The organism is Streptomyces sp. SA15 (assembly GCF_002291145.1).
Classification (GTDB): Bacteria; Actinomycetota; Actinomycetes; order Streptomycetales; family Streptomycetaceae; genus Streptomyces.
This window is the reverse complement of sequence record NZ_NTGE01000199.1, coordinates 1-5562: the sequence shown is the minus strand read 5'-3', so window position 1 is coordinate 5562 and position 5562 is coordinate 1. Positions and strand designations below refer to the sequence as shown.

At 71.7% G+C, this 5562-nt stretch carries 4 protein-coding genes; 1 reads left to right on the top strand and 3 read right to left on the bottom strand.

Annotated elements, in window-relative coordinates; genetic code table 11:
- Window positions 1-169: 169 nt before the first annotated feature.
- Window positions 170-1333, bottom strand: coding sequence for a magnesium and cobalt transport protein CorA (locus tag CLM62_RS43450; protein WP_095755414.1), 1164 nt, complete (start codon window positions 1331-1333; stop codon window positions 170-172).
- Window positions 1334-1518: 185 nt separating this feature from the next.
- On the opposite strand from CLM62_RS43450, the gene CLM62_RS43445 reads away from it, so the two are divergent.
- Window positions 1519-2652, top strand: coding sequence for a winged helix DNA-binding domain-containing protein (locus tag CLM62_RS43445; RefSeq protein ID WP_095755413.1), 1134 nt, complete (start codon window positions 1519-1521; stop codon window positions 2650-2652).
- Between the two features lie 204 nt (window positions 2653-2856).
- Here the strand turns inward: CLM62_RS43445 and CLM62_RS43440 are convergent, their stop codons facing one another.
- Both CLM62_RS43440 and CLM62_RS43435 read right to left on the bottom strand, forming a co-directional pair.
- Window positions 2857-3648 (bottom strand): trypsin-like serine protease, encoded by a 792-nt coding sequence (locus CLM62_RS43440; RefSeq protein ID WP_095755412.1) that lies wholly within the window; start codon window positions 3646-3648, stop codon window positions 2857-2859.
- 205 nt (window positions 3649-3853) lie between these two features.
- Window positions 3854-5562 (bottom strand): helix-turn-helix transcriptional regulator (locus tag CLM62_RS43435; RefSeq protein WP_143659247.1); only part of this gene is annotated, 1709 nt, incomplete at its 5' end.

Sequence of the window (5562 nt, the reverse complement as noted above, 5' to 3'; positions counted from 1 at the left end):
GTGGACGCGGTTACCCGTTACTACGTCGAGGAACGCCACGGAGTGATTCCGTTCCTGGAGGAGCTTCGCTCTTCGCTCAAGGACGGGTCCTTCGCCGCGCTGCCGGTCAAACAAGCGGTGATTCCCAGAGGGCCTCCAGCCCGGGGAGAGGTCGCTCCGCGGTGATTACTCAGAGCCAGTCACGCCTCTTGAAGATGACGTACAAACTGGTACAAACCGCAGCCATCAGGGCGATTGCAAAGGGGTATCCGAATACCCAGTGCAACTCCGGCATGTGCTCGAAGTTCATTCCGTAGACCGTCCCGACGAGCGTGGGAGCGAACAGAATCGCCGCCCAAGAGGAAATCTTCTTGATCTCCTCGTTCTGCTCGAACCCCGCCTCCGCCAGCGCCCGCATCTCCGCGTTCTGCTGCTGCGTGACCAGCGTGGCGTTCACCGTGAGGATGTCGGTGAGGGCCTGGCGGAAGCCGTCGACACGTTCGCTGGTGTGGGTGACGTGGTCGGCGACGTCCCGCAGATACCGTTGCAGCTCCTCGTCCGTGCCGTACTTCGCGAAGCCGGCCATCAGGCCGTGCAGCATGCTCACGAGCGGCCGGGTCGCGCGCTGGAACTCGACCATCTCGCGGGAGAGTTCGTAGATGCGGCGGGAGACCTCCGGGTCGCCGCGGAAGACCTCCGTCTCGATCTCGTCGATGTCGTTCTGGACGCCGGCGACGACCGGTACGTAGCCGTCGACCACCGCGTCCAGGATGGCGTACAGCACCGCCTCCGGGCCCAGACTCAGCAGCTCCGGCGTCTTCTCCATGCGGTGGCGGACCGCCGACAGGTCCGGGGCCGCGCCGTGCCGGACCGTGATCACGAAGTCGGGGCCGACGAAGACGTGCAGCTCGCCGAAGTCGACCTCCTCCGGGGCGTCGAGATAGCGGGCGGCACGCAGGACGACGAAGAGCGTCTCGCCGTAGCGTTCCAGTTTCGGGCGCTGGTGGGCCTCCAGCGCGTCCTCGACGGCGAGCGGGTGCAGGTCGAACTCCGCGGCCAGGGAGAGGAGTTCGCCCTCGGTGGGCCGGGCCAGGCCGATCCACGCCATGCCGGAGGGCTGCTCGCGCAGTTCACGGAACGTGTCGGCGAGGGTGGCGGGGGAGGAGACGCGTACGCCGTCCCGGTACAGGGCCGCCTGGACGATGCTCGCCGGTTCCGTCTTCGGGGCGGGCGACTCGGGGCCGGACGCCGCCTGCTCGTCCGGCGGCGCGGGCGGCGGGGCCGGGGCGCGGCGCCAGACGGACTTCGACTTCCTGGAGTCCTTCGGGGCGGGGCGGGCGCGTCGCTCGGGCATCGTGGCTGCCTCTCGGGTCTAAGCGGTTCCGGCGAAGTGCGGGTGCGTTCCCGGAACCGTTTAGAACGTGTGCATGATCAAAGAGCAGGATATACGGGGCAACCGACCTGGAAACGAGTGGCGGCCCGGGATGCGGCGAGAGTCGCGGACAGCAGGTGTCCGCAAGCGGCGCTAGCGTGCGACGCATGACGAAGACGACGGGGAGTACGACGACCAGGACGACCGGCACCGGCACCGCCCCCGTGCTCGGCACTCGCGCCCTCAACCGGGCCACCCTCGAGCGGCAACTGCTCCTGCGTCGCTCGCCGTTGTCCGCCAAGGCGGCCGTCGAGCATCTGCTCGGCCTGCAGGCGCAGAACGTGAAGCCCCCGTACTACGCCCTCGCCGCCCGCCTCGACGGCTTCACTCCGGCGGAACTGTCCGGGCTGATGGCCGACCGGGAGGTCGTCCGCATCGTCACCATGCGCTCGACCATCCACACCCACACCGCCGACGACTGCCTCACCCTGCGGCCGCTGGTGCAAGCCGCCCGGGACCGCGAACTCACCCAGTTCCGCAAGGGACTCGTCGGCGTCGACCTCGACCGGCTCGCCGCCCTCGCCCGCGCACTCGTCGAGGCCGAGCCGCGCACCATGAAGCAGCTGCGCGAGGCCCTCCTCGCCGAGTGGCCGGACGCCGACCCGCAGGCCCTCGCGACCGCCGCCCGCTGCAAGCTGCCGCTCGTGCAGGTCACCCCGCGCGGACTGTGGGGCAGGAGCGGCCAGGTCGCCCTCACCACCGCCGAGCACTGGCTGGGCCGCCCCGCCGGAGAGGCCCCGGCGCCGGATGCCGTCGTACCGCGCTATCTCGCCGCCTTCGGCCCCGCCTCCGTCAAGGACATGCAGACCTGGGCCGGTCTGACCCGGCTGCGCGACGCCTTCGAACGCCTCCGTCCACAACTGGTCGCCTTCCGGGACGAGAACGGCGTCGAACTCTTCGACCTGCCCGACGCGCCCCGCCCCGACCCGGACACCCCGGCCCCGCCCCGCTTCCTGCCCGAGTTCGACAACCTCCTCCTCTCCCACGCCGACCGCACCCGCGTCGTCCCGCCCGAGTACCGCGGCCGTGCCTGGCAGGGCAACCAGGCCTACCGCACGTTCCTCGTCGACGGCTTCCTGGCGGGCGTATGGAAGCTGGAGGCGGAGACGCTGGTCGTGGAGCCCTTCGGCCGGCTCACCAAGGCCCAGCGGGACGAGGTCGGCGCGGAGGGGGAGCGGATGCTGGCGGTGATGCACCCGGAGTCGTCGTACGACATCCGCTTCGGCGCCGTACGGTCATAAGGGCCGGGGACCAGTGCGCCCAAGACCGTTCGGGGCGTGCGGCTGACCAGGCTCACTCATGCTCAGTCTTCAGGAACGGTTGGTGACACCGACGAGGACGCCGCCGGCCACCGTCCGTTGGAGAGGGGGCGCTGCGGGCCGCTCGTGGAGGCCCGCAACGCCCCCTGGTTTTTCACCTGAGGGGTGCTCAGGAGAACTACTGGGTCACGAGTTGACCTGCGCGGTCACCAGGCTGGAGAACGTGGTCAGCCGGGTGTAGATGCCGGGGTAGTCGGCATCCGCGCAGCCCTCGCCCCAGGAAGTGATCCCTGCCAGGACGCCCCCGATGAGCAGGGGACCGCCGCTGTCGCCCTGGCAGGTGTCGATGCCGCCGGAGGTGTATCCGGCGCAGACCATGTCGCTCGCGACGAAGTTGGAACCGTAGGAACCGGCGCAGCTGGAGTTGGAGACGGTCGGCACGGTTGCCGTCCGCAGCTGGTTGGAGGAGCTGCCGTTCGAGGAGGTGGTGCCCCAGCCGAGGATGCGGGCGGTGGTGCCGGCCGCGTACACGGAGGTGTCCGTGGAGGAGACGTACTTGGCCGTGGTGTACGGCATCGACGTCGACAGGGTCAGTACGGCCACGTCGTCGCCGTTGGTGACGTCCGTGTAGCTGGGGTGTATCCAGATCTTGCTGACTCTGGCGACGGTGCCGTTCGTACCGTTGCGGTAGGTGCGGCCGCCGACCACGCGGACGCTGCCGGTGGTCTCGTCGACCATGCAGTGCGCGGCCGTGACCACCTTGGTGGGCGAGACGAGGGTGCCGCCGCAGAACTGGTTCTGCGAGGCGTCCGTGATCTGCATCATGAACGGGTACGCGGTCGTTGTGGTCGTCGTACCGCCGACGACGGGCTGGGGAGCGGCGGCGGCGGAGGGGGCGCCGAGCAGCGCGGTAGCGGCGGCGGCAGCGGTCGCGGCGACGACGGCCGCGGTCTTCTTGGCACGGGTGAGCCCGAACATGAGTCTCCTCATAGGTGATGCCGGTGGGGGGTCGCGCGGGTGTGGGTGTGCACGGGGGATGGTGGAGGAACCGACCCCCGTATGCCCGGGCGAGCGGCACGGCCCCCACGCTAGAACCCGGAACCCGCCCTTCCCAATGAGGGAACCCCCTAAGGGAGTTGGACAGGGAAAACCCTCGGTCGGCCGGCCCGCGCCGCGCTCGGCCTCACGTCGTCCGGCGGCCCGCCGCCAGTCTGACGATGTCGACCCGCGATCGGATTCCCAGCTTGCGGTAGACCCGGGTCAGGGTCGCCTCGACCGTCTTGACGCTGATGAACAGGCGAGCGGCGATCTCCCGGTTGGTGGCGCCCTCCATGACGAGCGCGGCGACCTGACGTTCCATCGAGGCGAGCCCGTCCAGAGAGGCCGGTCCGTCGTGCGGGAGGGCGGCGGGGGCGATGGGGGCGACGGCCGGCTCGGCCGGGGGCGTCACCGCGGCCGCCTCCACCTGGCGCAGCCAGGGCAGCGCCCGGCAGCGCCGGAACAGCCGCGCCGCCTCGTCGTACGACGTCGGCCCCGGCACGGGGGTCCCCCCTGCTCGAGCGGAGCCGAGAGCTTGGGGGAGCGTGCGCAGCGCGGCGAGCGCGAACGCGGCCCGCGCCTCCTCCAGACCGTGGCCCAGCTTGGCGAGCCGGTCCTGAGCGGACGTCAACTGGCCGAGAGCGGCCTTATGTTCGCCGCGTGCCGCGCGCACCAGGGCCTCGGCCCGGTCGAGTACGGCCAGCACGCTCTCGCGGCCCAGCCGCAGTCCGTGCTCGCGCGTCAGGTCGATGACGTCCTGCGCCTCGGCCGGCTCGCCGATCCGTACGAGTGCCTCGGCGAGGTCGCCGTGCCAGCGGCCGCGCGCCGGGTCGGTGATGCCGAGCCCCTGCTCCAGCTCCCGCACCCGGCGCAGGGAGCGAACCGTTCCCACGAGGTCCCCTGCCACCAACTGGGCGTGACCGAGGGCGGCCAGGGCGCGGGAGAGGTACATCTGGTCGCCGTCCTCCTCGGCGTGCTGCACCGCTTCCCGGGCCAGCGCCAGCGCCCGGTCCACGTCCCCGCCCGAGGCCTCCGCGAGCGAGGCGAGATTGGCCGAGGCCGTCTCGCCGATGCCGGCGTCCCGGGCCAGCCTGAGGCTCTCCCGGGCCAGGTCGAGGGCCCGGCCGCAGTGGCCGGAGCGCAGTTCGGTCTCGGCGAGCAGGCGCACGAAGTGCACCTCGCTCTCGACCTGGCCGCGCCGCCGCGCCTCCCGCAGCAGCGCGGTGACGGTGCTGCGGGCCTCACGCAGCTGGTCGCTCATGATCAGCCAGCGGAAGCGGACCGAGCCCGCGCCGTTGTGATGACACGCCACCTGCGGGTCCTGGGGTTCCTTCAGCGCCCGCTTGATGGTCGCGGGCGCGTCCGGGTGGCCCATCAGGGTCTCGGTCTGGGCCTGGAAGGCCAGCGCCAGCAGCTCGGTGCGCCGGTCGCCGCCCCGGGCGGCCAGCTCCGCCGCGTGCGCGGCCTCCTCCCGCCCCTCCGCGAAATCCCCCTCTACCACGAGTCCGCGCCAGGCCAGCTGGTAGTGCACCAGCGCGAGCAGCCGGGGGTCGTCGCCCGCGTCGGCCAGCACCTGCGGGAAGACGGCGTCGACCTCACCGAGGGCGTGCCCGGCCGACTCGATCACCACCATCCAGGCCCGCACCCGGTCCGCGGGCACGGTGGCCCGGGTCAGCACCTCGCGGGCGATGTCACGGGCGAGGTCCACCTCGCCGGCGGTGATGGCGTCCTCGGCGGCCTGCAACCGCCGTTCGTCCGGGCCCGGCACGCTGTCGGCCGGGGTGTGCCGGGCCGCGAGCAGCCCGAGGGACGCGGCCACCGAGGGCGCCCCGCGGTCCCGGGCGAGGGCGGCGG